The 15,966-nt window shown below is 63.7% G+C and carries 11 protein-coding genes and 2 pseudogenes; 6 read left to right on the forward strand and 7 right to left on the reverse strand.

Going from position 1 to position 15,966, the window contains the following annotated elements; all coding sequences use genetic code 11:
- The first annotated feature begins 147 nt into the window (after window positions 1–147).
- A complete protein-coding gene (locus tag RT582_RS10565; RefSeq protein ID WP_090522249.1) occupies window positions 148–1,152 on the forward strand; it encodes a DUF481 domain-containing protein in 1,005 nt (334 codons plus the stop codon).
- 76 nt (window positions 1,153–1,228) lie between these two features.
- Here the strand turns inward: RT582_RS10565 and RT582_RS10570 are convergent, their stop codons facing one another.
- A complete protein-coding gene (locus RT582_RS10570; RefSeq protein ID WP_090522248.1) occupies window positions 1,229–1,987 on the reverse strand; it encodes an SDR family oxidoreductase in 759 nt (252 codons plus the stop codon).
- Window positions 1,988–2,087: 100 nt separating this feature from the next.
- Here RT582_RS10570 and RT582_RS10575 point away from each other — a divergent pair, with 100 nt between their 5' ends.
- From RT582_RS10575 to RT582_RS10595, 5 genes are all read left to right on the forward strand, one after another.
- Window positions 2,088–2,795, forward strand: a complete 708-nt coding sequence (locus tag RT582_RS10575; RefSeq protein ID WP_125862882.1) for a HugZ family pyridoxamine 5'-phosphate oxidase — start codon at window positions 2,088–2,090, stop codon at window positions 2,793–2,795.
- A gap of 130 nt (window positions 2,796–2,925) precedes the next feature.
- A complete protein-coding gene (locus tag RT582_RS10580) occupies window positions 2,926–3,384 on the forward strand; it encodes an FxsA family protein (RefSeq protein ID WP_014819374.1) in 459 nt (152 codons plus the stop codon).
- Between the two features lie 247 nt (window positions 3,385–3,631).
- Window positions 3,632–3,925: a co-chaperone GroES gene (locus tag RT582_RS10585; RefSeq protein ID WP_003294630.1), complete on the forward strand. Its 294-nt coding sequence runs from the start codon at window positions 3,632–3,634 to the stop codon at window positions 3,923–3,925.
- A gap of 49 nt (window positions 3,926–3,974) precedes the next feature.
- Entirely contained in the window at window positions 3,975–5,624 is a 1,650-nt protein-coding gene (gene groL, locus RT582_RS10590) for a chaperonin GroEL (RefSeq protein ID WP_125862881.1), read from the forward strand.
- A 167-nt stretch (window positions 5,625–5,791) separates the two neighbouring features.
- On the forward strand, window positions 5,792–6,013 hold the full coding sequence (locus tag RT582_RS10595; protein WP_313477326.1) for a hypothetical protein: 222 nt from the start codon (window positions 5,792–5,794) through the stop codon (window positions 6,011–6,013).
- A 32-nt stretch (window positions 6,014–6,045) separates the two neighbouring features.
- Here the strand turns inward: RT582_RS10595 and RT582_RS10600 are convergent.
- The 6 genes and pseudogenes from RT582_RS10600 to RT582_RS10625 all read right to left on the reverse strand — a co-directional run bounded on the left by RT582_RS10600 (window position 6,046) and on the right by RT582_RS10625 (window position 15,897).
- Window positions 6,046–9,101: pseudogene (locus tag RT582_RS10600) on the reverse strand (multidrug efflux RND transporter permease subunit).
- Window positions 9,102–9,169: 68 nt separating this feature from the next.
- Window positions 9,170–10,305, reverse strand: a pseudogene (locus RT582_RS10605) (efflux RND transporter periplasmic adaptor subunit).
- A gap of 222 nt (window positions 10,306–10,527) precedes the next feature.
- The gene (locus RT582_RS10610) at window positions 10,528–12,150 is read right to left on the reverse strand and encodes a methyl-accepting chemotaxis protein (protein WP_313477328.1); all 1,623 of its coding nucleotides are present in this window, start codon (window positions 12,148–12,150) and stop codon (window positions 10,528–10,530) included.
- 85 nt (window positions 12,151–12,235) lie between these two features.
- Window positions 12,236–13,330, reverse strand: a complete 1,095-nt coding sequence (locus RT582_RS10615; protein ID WP_313477330.1) for a DUF1513 domain-containing protein — start codon at window positions 13,328–13,330, stop codon at window positions 12,236–12,238.
- A 2-nt stretch (window positions 13,331–13,332) separates the two neighbouring features.
- The gene (locus RT582_RS10620; RefSeq protein WP_313477331.1) at window positions 13,333–14,409 is read right to left on the reverse strand and encodes an imelysin family protein; all 1,077 of its coding nucleotides are present in this window, start codon (window positions 14,407–14,409) and stop codon (window positions 13,333–13,335) included.
- Window positions 14,410–14,478: 69 nt separating this feature from the next.
- Window positions 14,479–15,897 carry a di-heme oxidoreductase family protein gene (locus tag RT582_RS10625; RefSeq protein WP_313477333.1) on the reverse strand — a complete coding sequence of 473 codons (1,419 nt, stop codon included), beginning with the start codon at window positions 15,895–15,897 and terminating at the stop codon, window positions 14,479–14,481.
- Window positions 15,898–15,966 lie beyond the last annotated feature (69 nt).

Raw genomic sequence — 15,966 nt, forward strand, 5'->3', positions numbered from 1 at the left:
GCGCCAGTATATCGATATGTTGTTAAATAAACGAACTACCCGCTCGGGACACTAGCGCTCCATTCGGCGGTCTTTGCTTGCTGTAGTTAAACGCATAGGGATAATGCCAGCCTTTCAACCGCCTTCGACCAGATTTTCAGCACATATATGTTTTCCAGAACCCTGCTTTGCGTGACCCTTTCCGCCATTGCCCTGCCTTCGTTCGCCGACACCGTGTGGTTGAAGAATGGTGATCGTCTGACCGGCAAGATCAGTGTGCTCGACGGCGGCAAGCTGCTCATCGAAACCGAATACGGCGGCTCGATTCCGCTGAAGTGGAGCAAGATCGCCACGCTGGAAAGCGACCAGAAGCTGCTGATCAAGCAGAACGACGTGACCGGCGAGGTCGCGCAGTCGCTGCAGGCAGCCGACGAGGGCAAGGTTGTCATCGCCAATGGTGCCGCGCCGCGCACGGTGGAATTGGCGAGCATCACGCAGATCATCCATCCCAAGCCGTTGATCCAGGATTTCACCTGGAGTGGCAACGTGGACGTGGCGATGGATTACAAGCGTGCCGAAACCGACACCGATGACTACAACGTTTCCTTCGACACCAAGGCGCGCCATGGGCTCTGGCGCCACAACGGCACCGGTAACTACAACCGTGAGTATCGTGACGGTGTGACGGTCACCGACAACTGGGATGCCGAATATGCGCTGGACCGCTTCCTCGACGAACACTGGTTCTGGCAAGGGCGTCTGAGCTTCAAGCGCGACCAGATCGAAGATGTCCGTCGTCAGCGCACCATCGGTACCGGTCCGGGTTATCAGTTCTGGGACAACGAGCTTGGCGCGTTCTCGTTGGCGGCGCTGATCAACCGCAGCGACTACGAGTTCGCCGACGGCGACAAGGAGGACTTCTACCTGGCGGCGATGAAGTGGGACTACAACCGCTACCTGGTGGGCAAGACCTTCGAACTGTTCAGTACTGGCGAGCTCGGCAAGCCGCTGGAAAATGTCGCCGACTATGCCCTGGATGCCGAGGTTGGCCTGCGTTACAAGGTCACCGACTGGGCGTCGCTGAACATGAAGGCAGAGAAGGACATCATCAGCGGTGCCGACAACGACCTCGACGAGACCCGCTACAGCATCGGGTTCGGTGTGGGCTGGTAAGCGAATTCCGTCCGTTGCGCATATAAAAGAAAGGCAGCCAGATGGCTGCCTTTTCTTTTTGGCGCTGACGACACGCTCAGAGGCGCAGGCCGCCGTCGAGTTCGAGAATGCGTCCGGTGTAATAGTCATTCTCGAAGATGTAGGCCACCGAGTGGGCGATCTCGGCCGGCTTGCCCATGCGCCTGAGCGGGATGCCGGAGGTCATCTTTTCCAGCGCTTCGGGTTTCATGCTGGCAACCATCTCCGTCTCGATGAAGCCCGGCGCCACGCCCGCAACGCGGATGCCGTAACGCGCCAGCTCCTTGGCCCAGACCACGGTGGCCGAGGCCACGCCGGCCTTGGCGGCGGAGTAGTTGGTCTGACCCATGTTGCCGGCGCGGGAGATCGAGGAGATGTTGATGATCGCGCCCTCGCTCTTCAGTTCGACCATCTTCGCCGCGACTTCGCGGGTGCAGAGGAACACCCCGGTCAGGTTGACGTCGATCACCGCCTGCCACTGCGCCAGGCTCATCTTGCTGATCTCGCCGTCCTTGACCTTGAGCAGCAGACCGTCGCGCAGGATGCCGGCATTGTTCACCAGGCCATGCAGGTCGCCGAAGTCCTCGGCCACGCGCGCAACCATATCGCTGACCTGCTCTTCATTGGCGACGTTGCACAGGTAGGCGCGGGCGTCACCGCCAGCGGCCTTGCAGGCCGCGACTGCCTCATCCAGACGCTCCTGATTCAGGTCCACCAGTGCCAGCCGCGCACCCTTGCTCGCCAGGTACTCGCCCATGGCGCGGCCGAGGCCCTGGCCGCCGCCGGTGACGATGATGACTTTGTCTTGAAGCTGCATGCCTATCTCCATGTGGTCGTTCTGCTGGGGGAACGACGCCCGCCGGGGAAACCGTTATGCTGAGCGCCCGTCGATCCGGACCCGTCTCGAGGAGCCTCAGGTGAGCGCCGAAGCCAGCAAGCATGCCCGACAACTCCTGCTCAAGGAATACCGTGGCGTGCTCTCCACCCATTCCCAGGCCATGCCCGGCTTTCCGTTCGGCTCGGTAGTGCCTTACTGCCTGGACGCCAATGGCTGGCCGCTGATCCTGATCAGCCGCATCGCCCAGCACACGCGCAATCTGAAAGCCGATGGGCGGTGCTCGCTGCTGGTCGGCGAACGCGCCGCCGAGGATGTGCAGGCGGCCAGTCGACTCACGCTGCTTGCCGAAGCCCGTCAGCTCGCCGAGCCCGCGGCAATCGAGTCGGCGGCACAGCGCTACTACCGCTACTTTCCCGAGTCGCGCGACTACCATCGTGTGCATGACTTCGATTTCTGGGTGCTGGAGCCGGTGCGCTGGCGCTACATCGGCGGCTTCGGCGTCATTCACTGGCTGGACCACCTCGCGCTGGCCAATCCCTTCGCGGTCGAGAGCGGCGAGGTGGAGCAGAGCATGGTCGAGCACATGAACGATGACCACGCCGCTGCCATCGCCCGCTATGTCGAACAGGCGGGGCTGCCGCAGAGCGCGCCAGCGCAAATGGTCGGGATCGATAGCGAGGGCTTCCATCTGCGTATCGGCCAGGCACTGCATTGGCTGGCGTTTCCGGAGCCATGCGAAACGCCAATGGCCGTGCGCCAGGCGCTGGTTGCCATGGCGCGAGGCTGAGGGATTCAGTTTCGCTTCAGCCGTGTCGCGCATAATCCGGTTACAGGCCGATTGTCACCCGGGTTGAATTAGACCCCTCCTGCCGCCATCTACAGAGGACTGGAAGCTGATCTTCCGTCAAGGACCATCGATGCGAATCTTCTTTGTACTGTTTCTGTTGTTTCCGCTGGCCGAGCTGTATGTGCTGATCAAGGTCGGCGGCTCCATTGGCGCGCTGGCGACCATCCTGCTGCTGGTGCTCAGTGGCATCGCCGGCATTCTGCTGCTGCGCCTGGCGGGTTTCGCTACCGCCTGGCGCGCCCGCGAACGTCTGGCCCGCGGTGAACTGCCCGAGCGCGAGATGCTGCAGGGGCTGATGATGGCCATTGGCGGTGGCTTGCTGTTCCTGCCCGGTTTCATCAGCGATGTGCTGGCGCTGGTTGTGCTTTTCCCACCGACACGCAACTTCCTGTTCCGCCAGATCAATCGGCGGATCGAGGCGCAGGTGCGCCGCCAGCGTGCTTTTGCCGACGATCTGCAGGCGCGCTCCAACCCGCAACGGCCGAATGTGATCGAAGGCGAGTGGGAGCGCAATGACCGCGACCGCTAAGCTGCTCAGCCGACAATCCGGCATGCCATCAGGCATGCCGGTTTCGTTTGTGGCCATGAAAATTTCATCTGCGCCCCTTGAAATGCACTTGAACGCCCGCATGTAGCGGACACCGCAAGGTCGCTGTCGTGTTCGACAGTCCGTCTTCTGCGGCTCGCATTGCGGGCCGCAACCGGCACAGCCGGATTTGCCCAACCCGCCGATGAAGGTCATCGGCATGGAACAACTCTACTAGGAGAGATCGACAATGAAGCTTCGTCCTCTGCATGACCGCGTCGTGATTCGTCGCAGCGAAGAAGAAACCAAGACCGCAGGCGGCATCGTCCTGCCGGGCTCCGCTGCCGAGAAGCCGAACCGTGGCGAAGTCGTTGCTGTGGGTACCGGCCGCGTGCTGGACAACGGCGAAGTACGCGCCCTGGCCGTGAAGGTCGGCGACAAGGTGGTGTTCGGCCCTTATTCGGGTAGCAACACCGTCAAGGTTGACGGCGAAGACCTGCTGGTGATGAGCGAGAACGAAATTCTCGCTGTCGTCGAAGCCTGATCGCCCCGCGAATCTCCGTAAATAATTCACGAATTGAGGATCAATCAACATGGCTGCTAAAGAAGTCAAATTCGGCGACTCCGCACGCAAGAAGATGCTGGTCGGTGTAAACGTCCTGGCTGACGCCGTTAAAGCGACCCTCGGCCCGAAAGGCCGCAACGTGGTGCTGGAGAAGAGCTTCGGTGCTCCGACCATCACCAAGGACGGCGTTTCCGTCGCCAAGGAAATCGAGCTGAAGGACCGCTTCGAGAACATGGGCGCCCAGCTGGTCAAGGACGTAGCGTCCAAGGCCAACGACGAAGCCGGTGACGGCACCACCACCGCTACCGTTCTGGCCCAGGCCATCGTCAACGAAGGCCTGAAGGCCGTTGCCGCTGGCATGAATCCGATGGATCTGAAGCGCGGCATCGACAAGGCCACCATCGCCATCGTCGCCGAGCTGAAGAACCTGGCCAAGCCGTGCACCGACTCCAAGGCCATCGCCCAGGTCGGCACCATCTCCGCCAACTCCGACTCCTCCATCGGTGACATCATTGCCGAAGCTATGGAGCGCGTAGGCAAGGAAGGCGTCATCACCGTCGAGGAAGGCTCGGGTCTGGAGAACGAGCTGTCCGTCGTCGAAGGCATGCAGTTCGACCGTGGCTACCTGTCGCCGTACTTCATCAACAAGCCGGACACCATGGTTGCCGAGCTGGACAGCCCGCTGCTGCTGCTGGTCGACAAGAAGATCTCCAACATCCGCGAACTGCTGCCGGTGCTGGAAGCCGTTGCCAAGGCCGGTCGTCCGCTGCTGATCGTTGCCGAAGACGTTGAAGGCGAAGCCCTGGCGACTCTGGTGGTCAACAACATGCGCGGCATCGTCAAGGTCGCTGCGGTCAAGGCCCCGGGCTTTGGCGATCGCCGCAAGGCCATGCTGCAGGACATCGCCATCCTGACTGGCGGCACCGTGATTTCCGAAGAAGTCGGCCTGAGCCTGGAAACCGCTACCCTGGAGCACCTGGGTAACGCCAAGCGCGTCGTGCTGAACAAGGAAAACACCACCATCATCGACGGCGCTGGCGCCCAGGCTGATATCGAAGCCCGCGTTGCCCAGATCCGCAAGCAGGTCGAAGACACCACTTCCGACTACGACAAAGAGAAGCTGCAAGAGCGTCTGGCCAAGCTGGCTGGCGGTGTTGCCGTGATCAAGGTCGGTGCCGGTACCGAAGTCGAGATGAAAGAGAAGAAGGCCCGCGTTGAAGACGCCCTGCACGCGACCCGTGCTGCCGTCGAAGAAGGCGTGGTTCCTGGCGGTGGTGTTGCCCTGGTGCGTGCTCTGCAGGCCATTTCCGAGCTGAAGGGCGAGAACGAAGACCAGAACGTCGGTATCGCATTGCTGCGTCGCGCTGTCGAAGCGCCGCTGCGCCAGATCGTCTCCAACGCCGGCGGCGAGCCGAGCGTGGTGGTCGACAAGGTCAAGCAGGGTGAAGGCAACTACGGCTTCAACGCTGCTTCCGACACCTACGGCGACATGATCGAGATGGGTATTCTCGACCCGGCCAAGGTGACCCGTTCGGCTCTGCAAGCTGCAGCGTCCATCGGCAGCCTGATGATCACCACCGAAGCGATGATCGCCGAAGTGGCTGAAGACAAGGCCGCAGGCGGCATGCCGGACATGGGTGGCATGGGCGGTATGGGTGGCATGGGCGGCATGATGTAAGCCGACCGGCCCTTAGCTACAAAAAGAACCCCGCCTTGTGCGGGGTTTTTTTATGCCTGCTGAACAGTGACGTCACAGGCTGTACATACCGTTCGTCCAAAATTGCACAGGAATTAAACAACTGAACTACGGTCAGTTAACTACTCGCTTAATCAAGGGGTTACGCCATGAAGCTGGAAATAGCTCGAGGATTGTTCCTGGTTGGCGCTATGGGAGTGACCACGCTGTGCGTGGCGGCCTGGAATGAGCCCGGAGCGACGCTGGTGCAAAGCAGCGAAAGCCGCAGCTATTGCCCAGTGCCGCCTGGTGGGCGCCCGCAGCTCGAGGCGATGCGGCCTGATCAGGATTTGCTGTTGTTGCTGTATGGCCTGTCCCAGGGCATGCGCTGAGCTGGAGGCTATCCTCGCAGCCCACACCGCACTCAGCCGGCGCTCGGTACGGCCGCTGCGGACGGGCTTTGGTCGGGCTTGGCCAGCAGGTCATAGACCGCCGGTAGCACGAACAGGGTGAACAGCGTACCCACCGACATGCCGGTGGCAATCACCAAGCCGATGTCGAACCGGCTGACCGCGCCGGCCCCACTGGCGATGATCAGCGGCACCATGCCGAACACCGTCGCCGCTGTGGTCATCAGCACCGGCCGCAGGCGAATCGCCGCCGCTTCTTCCACCGCTTCGCGTCGACTCAGGCCCTGTTCGCGGCGCAGCTGATTGGCGAACTCGACGATCATGATGCCGTGCTTGCTGATCAGTCCGATCAGCGTCACCAGGCCCACCTGGGTATAGATGTTCATGCTCGACAGGCCAAGGAACAGCGGCACCAGCGCGCCGCAGACCGACAGCGGCACGGTGACCAGGATCACCATAGGATCGCGGAAGCTCTCGAACTGCGCGGCCAGGACCAGGAAGATCACCGCCAATGCCAACGCGAAGGTCAGGTACAGCGCGTTGCCTTCCTGGATGTACTGGCGCGAGGCGCCGGCGTAATCGAAGCTGAAACCTTCGGGCGCTTCTTCGCGGGCGATGGTCTGCAGCGTTTCGATCGCCTCGCCCATGCTGACGATCGGAAAGCCCTGGATCATCGCGGCGTTGAGTTGCTGGAACTGCTTGAGCTGAGTCGGTCGGGCGCGATCGTGCACCTGGATCAGCGTCGACAGCGGCAGCATCTGGCCTTGCCCATTGCGCACGTAGTAGTTGCTCAGCCAGTCCGGGTTGTCGCGGTAGGCGCGCTCGACCTGGGCGATGACCTTGTAGCTGCGGCCTTCGATGGTGAACCGGTTGATCTCGCCTTCGCCGAGCAGGGTGCTCAGGGTCAGGCCGAGGTCTTCCATGGAGACGCCCATCTGCGCGGCCTTCTCGCGGTCGATCTCGACCACGATCTCCGGCTTGTCGAAGGCCAGGTCCACGTCGAGGAAGGCGAACTTGCCGGACTCCTCGGCGCGCTTGCGGATGCGCTCGGTCACCTGCAGCAGCGTCTCGTAGTCGTTGGCGGTGTTGATCACGAACTGGAAGGGCAGGCCTTCGCCAGTGCCCGGCAGCGAAGGCAGGTTGAAACCGAAGATCTGCAGGCCCGGCAGGCGATCGAGCTTGGCCTGTACCTCGGGAAGGATCTCCATCTGCGAGCGCTCGCGCTCGTCCCAGGGCTTGAGCAGGAAGCCGCCGATGCCGCTCTGCACGCCGTCGAAGCCGTTGATCTGGAACCAGGAGTAGTACTCCGGAAAGCTCTTGAAGATCTCCAGGAACTGGTCGGTGTAGGCGTTCAGGTAGTCCAGGTTGGCGGTCTTCGGTGCGCTGGCCATCATGAAGACGATGCCCTGATCCTCCTCCGGTGCCAGTTCGCTCTCGGTGAACATCAGCAGCACCGGATCAGCGCCAGCACGAGCACGGCGAACACCAGTACCACCGGCCGGGTATTCAGCGTGCCGTGCAATGACCGTTGATAGCGCTGCTTGAGCCGCTCGAACAGCTCGTCCAGGCGATGGGCGAAGCCACTCGGATTTTCTTCGTGACGCAAGAGTTTCGAACACATCATCGGCGATAGCGTCAGCGCCACCACGCCTGAGATCAGTACCGCCCCGGCCAGGGTCAGGGCGAACTCCTGAAACAGTGCCCCGGTCAGCCCTTGCAGGAATCCGATGGGCGCATAGACAGCTGCGAGCGTGATGGTCATCGTTACCACCGGCATGGCGATTTCCCGTGCGCCGTCGATGGCCGCCTGAAACGGTGACTTGCCTTGCTCGATATGCCGGTGGATGTTCTCCACCACGACGATGGCGTCGTCCACCACCAGGCCGATCGCCAGCACCATGGCCAGTAGCGTCAGCAGATTGATCGAGTAGCCCATCGCCTGCATGAAGAACAGCACGCCAATCATCGACAGCGGAATGGTCACCACCGGGATCAGCACGGTACGCAACGAGCCGAGGAAGAGGAACACCACGACGATGACGATCACTGCGGCTTCGGCCAGGGTCTTCACCACCTCGTCGATGGAGGCCTGGATGAACTCGGTGGCGTCGTAGGCGATGGTCGCCTTCAGGCCCGGCGGCAACTGTGCCTCGATCTGCGGCATGATCGCGCGCACTTCCTTGATCACGTCCAGCGGGTTGGCGCTGGGTGTGCCCTTGATGCCGATATAGACCGAGGGGATACCGTCGAACGAGCTGATCGAGTTGTAGCTTTCGGCACCCATCTCCACCCGCGCCACATCACCCAGCAGCACGCGACTGTCGCCCTGCGTGCGCAGCGGGATGGCGGCGAACGCTTCCGGCGTCTTCAGCTCGGTGTCGGCGTTGATGCTGGTGACCACGTACTGGCCCTTCACTTCGCCGGCCGCCGAGAGGAAGTTGTACTTGCGCACCGCCTCGTTCACGTCGCTGGCGGAAACCCCATAGGCCGCGAGCTTCACCGGGTCCAGCCAGAGGCGCATGGCGAACACCTGGTTGCCGAGAATTTCCGCTTCGGCCATGCCCGGCAGCGTTGCCAGCTTGGGCTGGATGACCCGCGACAAGTAGTCGGTGATCTGCGGATTGCTCAGCTGGTCGCTGTAGAAGCTGATGTACATCAGCGCGGTGGAGTCGGCCGCCTGCTTGTTCAGCACCGGGTCCTCGGCATCCTGCGGCAGCTGGTTCTTCACCGAGTTGGCCTGGCTCAGCAGCTCGGTGTAGAGGCGATCGGTGTCGGCACCGATGCGCGCATAGACCGAGATCACCGAGGCGTTCTGCTGGCTGACCGAGGTCATGTAGTCGACGCCTTCGGCGCTGGCCAGACTCTGCTGCAACGGCTGGGTGATGTAGCCCTGGATGGGCTCGGCGTTGGCGCCGGGGTAGGCGGTGGTCACCGTGATCAGCGCACTTTCCATCTGCGGGTACTGACGGATGGTCAGGCTGTTGAAGGCCTGGATGCCGAGCAGCACGATCAGCAGGCTGATGACGCTCGCCAGCACGGGGCGGCGGATGAAGGGGTCGGTGAACGCCATGGGAAGTCCCTGGAACCTTGTCTGAGTCTGCTGTGCGTCGGGCCTGCCGCGTGAGGAACAGGCTTTTTCTATTCGGTCGCCGGCTGCTGAGAGCCTTCCAGCTTGAGCGTGCGGCTTTCGGCGATGGCGACATGGGTGCCGCTGTCCAGCTTGAGCTGGCCGGCGGTGATCACCTGTTCGCCGCCCTCCAGGCCGTCGAGGACGACCGTCAGTCCGTCGCGCCGCTCGCCGGTGGTGACGAAGCGGCGCTCAACCACCAGGTAGGGCTCGTCGCTGCTGACGCCTTCCGGCGGCGTGCCCTCGGTCACCAGCAGCACCGAGTTGCCATACAGGGTGTAGGTGATGGCGGTTTCCGGGACCACCACCTGGGCGGTCTCGGTCGGCAGCAGCACCTGCAGGTCGGCAAACATGCCGGGCAGCAGACGTCCGTCCGGATTGCCCAGTTCGGCGCGCACCTGAACGTTGCGGGTAGTGGTTTCCACCTTCGGGTTCAGCGCGCTGATCACGCCTTCGAAGCGTTCGCCGGGATAAGCGGCGACCTTTAGCTGCACTCGCTGGCCGAGCTTCAGCAGCGGCACATGCTGCTCGGCCAGGAAGAAGTCGACGTACAGCGTGGACAGGTCCTGAAGGGTCGCGATCGGCGTGCCGGCGGCGATGTAGTCGCCGACATCCACCTGACGGATGCCGATGGTGCCGGAGAAAGGCGCCAGGATGCGCTTCTTCGACAGACTGGCGCGCAGCTGCGCGACGCTGGCCGCAGCCTTCTGCGATTCGGCATTGAGCCGGTCGTACTCGCTGCGCGAAATGGCCTGGCGATCCAACAGGCTACGCGCGCGCTGGAACTCCAGGCGCGACAGGTTGAGGTCGGCTTCGGCGCTGGCCAGGCTGGCCTGCTCCATCTCGCTGTCGAGCAGCACGATGGCCTGGCCCTTGCTGACCTTCTCGCCGGACTGGAACTGCACGTCGGTGATGGTGCCGGCGATCTCTACGCTGAGATCGATGCCCTGCGACGCCTTGAGCGTGCCGATGGCTGGCAGGCGGCTTTGCCAGTCCATGCGCCGGGCTAGCTCGGTTTCGACGTCGATCGCAGGCTTGGGGGCCTGGAACTGTTGAATCTGCTGATAGATCGAGTTGAATTTGAGCGCGGCAAGATCGCAACGACGACGACCACCGCGCCCAGCATGAACAGCATGCGGCGCAACATTTTCCGATTTCCTTGGAGATGTGAGCCGGCTGTCTACTGCCGTGATCGAGGCAGCCGTTCGAACGGTCCGGCCGCCAGCTTCGGCGACCTGCTGGCACCTGACTCAGCAGGACCGGAGAGCGAGGAACTTAGCCCCGAAACGAGGCCAAGTAAAGGGGGAGGGGGGCGGAAAGCAGCGCAGGTGCGGGGCGGGCGACAGACTGTCGGCCCGCCCGCAGATCATCAGCCGGCGAGGCGCTGGGTGACTTCGGTAAGTTGCGCCGACAGCCCATGCAGGTTCTGGCTGGCGGTTTCGGTGCGCTCGACGTTCTGCTGGTTGATGGTGGCGATCGAGGTGATCTCGGTGATGTTGCGCGAAATGTCTTCGGCCACCGCGGTCTGCTCCTCTGCGGCCGTGGCGATCTGGCGGTTCATGTCGCGGATCGCCTCGACCGCTTCGGTGATGCGCTGCAGCATCTGACCGGCCTCGGTCACCTGGCCGACGCCCTGTTCGCTGCGCGCCTGACCGCTCTCGATGGCGCGTACGGCATTGCTCGCGCCGGTCTGCACGGTGTCGATGATCTGGTGAATCTCGGCGGTGGACTCAGCGGTGCGCTGGGCCAGGGTGCGCACCTCGTCGGCGACCACGGCAAAGCCGCGGCCGGCGTCACCTGCTCGAGCTGCCTCGATGGCGGCATTGAGCGCGAGCAGGTTGGTCTGGTCGGCGATCCCACGGATCACCTCCAAGACCTTGCCGATGCGCCCGCTATCACCCTCCAGGCGGCGGATGACGTCTGCCGTGCTGGCGATCTCGTTGCTCATGTCGGTGATGGTGGCAATGGTGCCGCGCATCACCGCTTCGCCCTGCTGGGCGGAATGGTCGGCTGCGTCGGCGGCCTGCGCGGCTTCGGCGGCATGCCGCGAGACTTCCTGGGCGGTCGCGGACATCTCGTGCATCGCCGTGGCGACCTGATCGGTACGCGAGAACTGCTCGCGGGCGCCGTTGGCCATCAGCCTGGCGATGGCGTTCAGCTCGCCGCTGGCACTGTCCAGATTCGAGGTGCTCTGCTGCAGGCGGGTGAAGGTGTCGGCGAGGAAGTCGCGCAGCACGTTGGCGGCAGCGGCAAGGCGGCCCAGTTCGTCGCTGCGGCTGGCATCCACGCGGTCGGCGAACTTGCCCTGGCTGAGGCGGGCGATGTGCTCGACCAGGTTGCGAATCGGTTCGATGATCCGACGATTGACCAGCCACAGGCTGAACAGCGCCACTACCACACTGGCAAGGATCATGATGATCGGGCCGAAGGACGCGGTGCTCTGAGCGTCGGCACGGATGGTCTCCGAGCGCTGCGCGGCGGCGTCGCCCAGCTGTTTGACCAGCTCGCTCAGCTGAGCGCTGGTCGCCCGGTCGATACCGGCTACCGCGGCGTCCCCGGCGAGCGGGTCGCTGTCGGCGGCAATGTAGGCATCCAGGCCCTTGCGATAGGCAACGCCGAGAGTGCGGTGCTCGCTACGCAGGCTCTCGATCTGCTTGGCCAGCTCCGGTTCGTCGGCGGTCAGTACCAGTAGATCGCCCAGAATCTTCTGCACCTTCGCTTCCTGGGCCTCGAACTGGCTCCAGTAGCGGTTGCGAGAGTCCGGCTGTTTGCCACGCAGCAGCACGTTCTTCCATTCCTGGACCTGCACCTTGAACTCGAGGTTGGCCTCGTCGATCAGTTGCACTTCGGCCAGCGGGCCGTCGAGCAGCGCCTGGAAGTGGTCGATGTTGTTGCTGAGCAGGCGAATGCAGGCGAGGGCGATGAGCAGCGTCAGCAGCAGGCTGCCGCCGATCAGCGCGAGGATCTGCGCGCGCAAGGATTTCTGGAGCATGGGCAAAGTCTCGGCATTTGAGAAAACGTAAATGAGCATCCCTGCCGTTGCCCAGCATCATCGGCCGGGGGACGTTTTTCTTGAGCTAGACGATACGCAGATGGTTGTCCCAGAGCCCCGCCGGCAGGTCCAGCGGTGTGCTGGCGATACGTTCGCCACGGCAGTCGAACAGGCGGCAGCGGCCCTGCCCGGAGCTGACCACGAAGCCCTCGGCGACTGCCGCGACGCCCGCGCAATCGGGCACATGGGCTGCCTGCCGCAGCTCGGCACTGTCCAGGTCCCAGATGAACACCTTGTTGCCGCGCGGCGCGGTGACGGCCAACAACCGCAGCTCGTCGTGGATGGCGAGGCTGGCGGTGTACTGGTTCATGATCTGCCGCTGTGCCTCGCCCAGCGGAAAGTGCTGGAAGGCCTGCCCGGGCCGCTTGATCGCCAGCAACGGGATACGGTCCATGGCATCCCCTTCGTACTGCTGGCCGCTGACCACGGTACCGTCGGCGGCCACGGCGAGGTGACGCACGCTGTTCATCTGCTCCGGCAGCTGTTCCTTGCTGACCAGCGTACCGTCGCGGCGTAGCAGCACCAGGCTCGGCTCCATCGCATCGAGATTCATCATCTCGCGGCTGTCGGCTTCGGTGCGGATCCCACCATTGGCGATGACCAGGGTTTCGTTGTCCGGCATCCACAGCAGCTGGTGCGGGCCGATGCCATGGGTCGCGTGCTCGCCGACGCGCACCAGCTGTCGGCCTTCCAGTCGATAGACGCCGAGCACGCCACGGCCGGCATCGGCGGTGTCGTTTTCGGTGGTGTAGAACCACTCGCCGTCCTTGTGAAACACCCCGTGCCCGTAAAAGTGGCGGTCGGCCGGCGAGGCCATGACCTGCAGCAGACGCCCGTCACGCGCATCGACCAGGTAGCTCTCGCGGCTCGGGCGACGGCCGACGAACACCGCCAACGGCAGGTACGGGTGCGGGTAGACGTCATGGCAGCGCTCGGCGACCGGTGTGGCAAATACCTGGCTGCCATCGAGGCGGTAGCCGACGGCGTAGTGTTGCCCGTCGGCGCCATCACGTGCGGAGAGCAAAACCTGTTGCCCGTCGTGACGCGTCAGTGACCAGCCAGCGATGCCGCTGGCGGCAAGCATGGCGCCGGTCAGGCCAAGCAGGGTGCGGCGCTTCATGATCAGTCCCCGTCGTGCGCGTTGAAGCCGATCTGTACGCCGAGGGCGCGCGCCAGCTCGAGCTGGTGCAGGCGATGCAGTTGGTCGATCCGCTGGTACAGCGCATCGAGCTGGGCCCGACTCTCCTCGTTGGCGAGCATTTCGCCGAACGGCTCGGGCATGGCTTTCAATTGTTGCAGCAGATCGGCGTAACCGGCGTCGATGCGCTTGGCCAGATCGGCCTGCTCAGCGCCGAGCAGCGCGCGCAGACCGTCCTGGTCGGAACCCAGCCAGAGGCTTTCGGCGCCTTTGACAGTGGCAGCGATATTGCTCAGGGTCGTGTCGCTGCGCCAGCCGTCGGCCTGGAACGGCTGCGGATGGCCCTTGGTCTGGCGGCCGAGCGGCGCGCCGAGCTTCTTCTTCAGGCCGTCGAGGGCCGTGACCTGAACCCGCAGCAGTTCGGCGATGGCTTCGCTCGGTTCGGCATAACGCTCGTTGGGAAAGCTGCGCAGCTGATCGGCCATGCCGTCCTTGTCCTGCCATTGCTGCAGGACGCTGGCTGCAAGCTGCTGCTGGTGCTCGCCTATGGCCGTCAGCAAGGGGCAGTAGCGCGTCCTGGTGGCGGGGTCGGCGAGGTCGATGCTGCTGTCGAAAAGGACGTACTCGTAGGCGCTCAGGCCCTGCACCACGACGCTGGCGTTATCCAGATCGGCCTGGGTCAGCTCGGGCTTGGTCTTGAGCAGTGCCGTGACCTGGCGTGCAACGAGGTTCTTCTTGTCCGGCCAGAACTGGACCTGCCAGGCCAGATTGCCTTCGCCCATTGGGCCGATCAGCAGCGGCTGCAGGCCGGCCCAGGCGGTTTGCGCATGCACGAAGGCAGCATGCGCTTCGTCCAGGGTCTGGTTGTCGGCACAGAAGGCGATCGCACTGGCCGCCAGGCGGCGGTCGGCTTCCGACCACTGAGTGTAGGTCGGCAGCAATACACCATCGGCCAAGGCTTTGCTGGTCTCGGCCTGCGGGTCGGCGGGCGTGCAGGCGCTCAGCAACAAGGCGGTGAGCAGAGCGCCGCTGGCGATGCGCAGGGTGTTCGAACGGATCATGGTGTCCTCATCGGCAAGGCCGGTTGCAGCGCTTTCGCGCCGGGAAAGCATGGTGAATAGCATGGGTATTCAGAGCGACTCGAGGAAGCTCAGCAGCGCGGTACGTTCGTTCTGGTCGTAGCCGAGCACGATCTGGCGCGCCTTCTCGGCCTCGCCGCCGTGCCAGAGTATGGCTTCGAGCAGGTTGCGGGCGCGGCCGTCGTGCAGGAACTGGGTATGCCCGCTGACTGCCTGGGTCAGGCCAATGCCCCACAGCGGTGGCGTGCGCCATTCCCGGCCGCTGGCCTCGAACTCGGCGCGGTCATCCGCGAGGCCTTCGCCCATGTCATGCAGCAGCAGATCGGTGTAGGGGCGAATCAGCTGATTGGCCAACTCCGGTTCCGCGGCGTCGGCAGCGGTGGTGAACTGTGGCACGTGGCAGCTCTGGCAGCCGGCGCGGTGAAATAGCGTCTTGCCGGCGAGTACCTGTGGGGCGTCGACGTTCCGTCGCGCGGGTACGCCGAGATTGCGGGTGTAGAACAGCACCTGGGCGAGGATGTCGTCGCTGACTTCCGGCTCGCCACCGTCCGGCATCGCGCGACACTCGGTCTGCCGGTCGGTGCAGCTGCTGCCACTGAGCAGACTGGTGGACAGGCCCATATCGTTGAAGAAGGCGTCGGCGTTCTGCTGGTTGAGGCCCGGCTGTCCGGCCTTCCAGCCGAAGCGGCCAATCACGGTCTGCCGGCTGGTCTGGTCGAAGACCCGGTTCGGGCGGCCGGAGATGCCGTCGCCGTTGCGGTCATCGGGGTCGGCATTGGCCAGCAGCGCTTCTTCGGGAATGGCTTCGAGCAGGCCCAGGCCGATCATCGGTGGCGCGATGCGCAGCGACATCCGGGTATCCGGATGCATGTCACCATAGGCCAGGTCGTTCAGTTCGATTTCCGGCCTGCGCAGCTCGACTTCGGTGCCATCGGCGAAGCGCACCTGCTCGGTCGAATAGCGCAGCCGTACCTTGCCTTCCGGGGCGACGCCGGGAATCGCCATGTCCTGCAGCTGGCCGCCGTAGCTTGGCTCCGGTGCGATGCCACGTTCTCGGACGACTTCGGCATGCTCGGGCCCGGCTGGAATGGACAGCCGTACCAGCATCGACACGGCGCTGGTCGCATCGGGTGCCGGCGGATGGCCGCGGCCGTCCTTGATATGGCAGTTCTGGCAGGCGTTGGTATTCAGCAGCGGGCCAAGACCATCGCGAGCGGTGGTGGATGCCGGGGCGATGACCCAGGGATTTCGGAAGAAGCTGTTGCCGACGCTGAAGTCGAGTCGACGCATCGGTGCCAGATTGGCCGAAGGCATGGAGTAGGCGTTCTGGTCGAACTTCATCACCGTGGTGCTGCCGCCGGAGAGCGCCTCACCAGGTTCGGGCTGGGAGAAAGTCGGTGTTTCAACGTTATCGCAGGCGACCAGGGCCAGAGCCAGCAGCGGGAAGAGGCGGCGAAACAGCGGGCGCATCGGAAGTACCTGCGGGGCGGTGAATTAAGCCGCGCAATCTTAGCAGGCTAATCGTAATGGAATAAGAGG

The organism is Stutzerimonas kunmingensis (assembly GCF_032106285.1).
Taxonomy (GTDB): domain Bacteria; phylum Pseudomonadota; class Gammaproteobacteria; order Pseudomonadales; family Pseudomonadaceae; genus Stutzerimonas; species Stutzerimonas kunmingensis_B.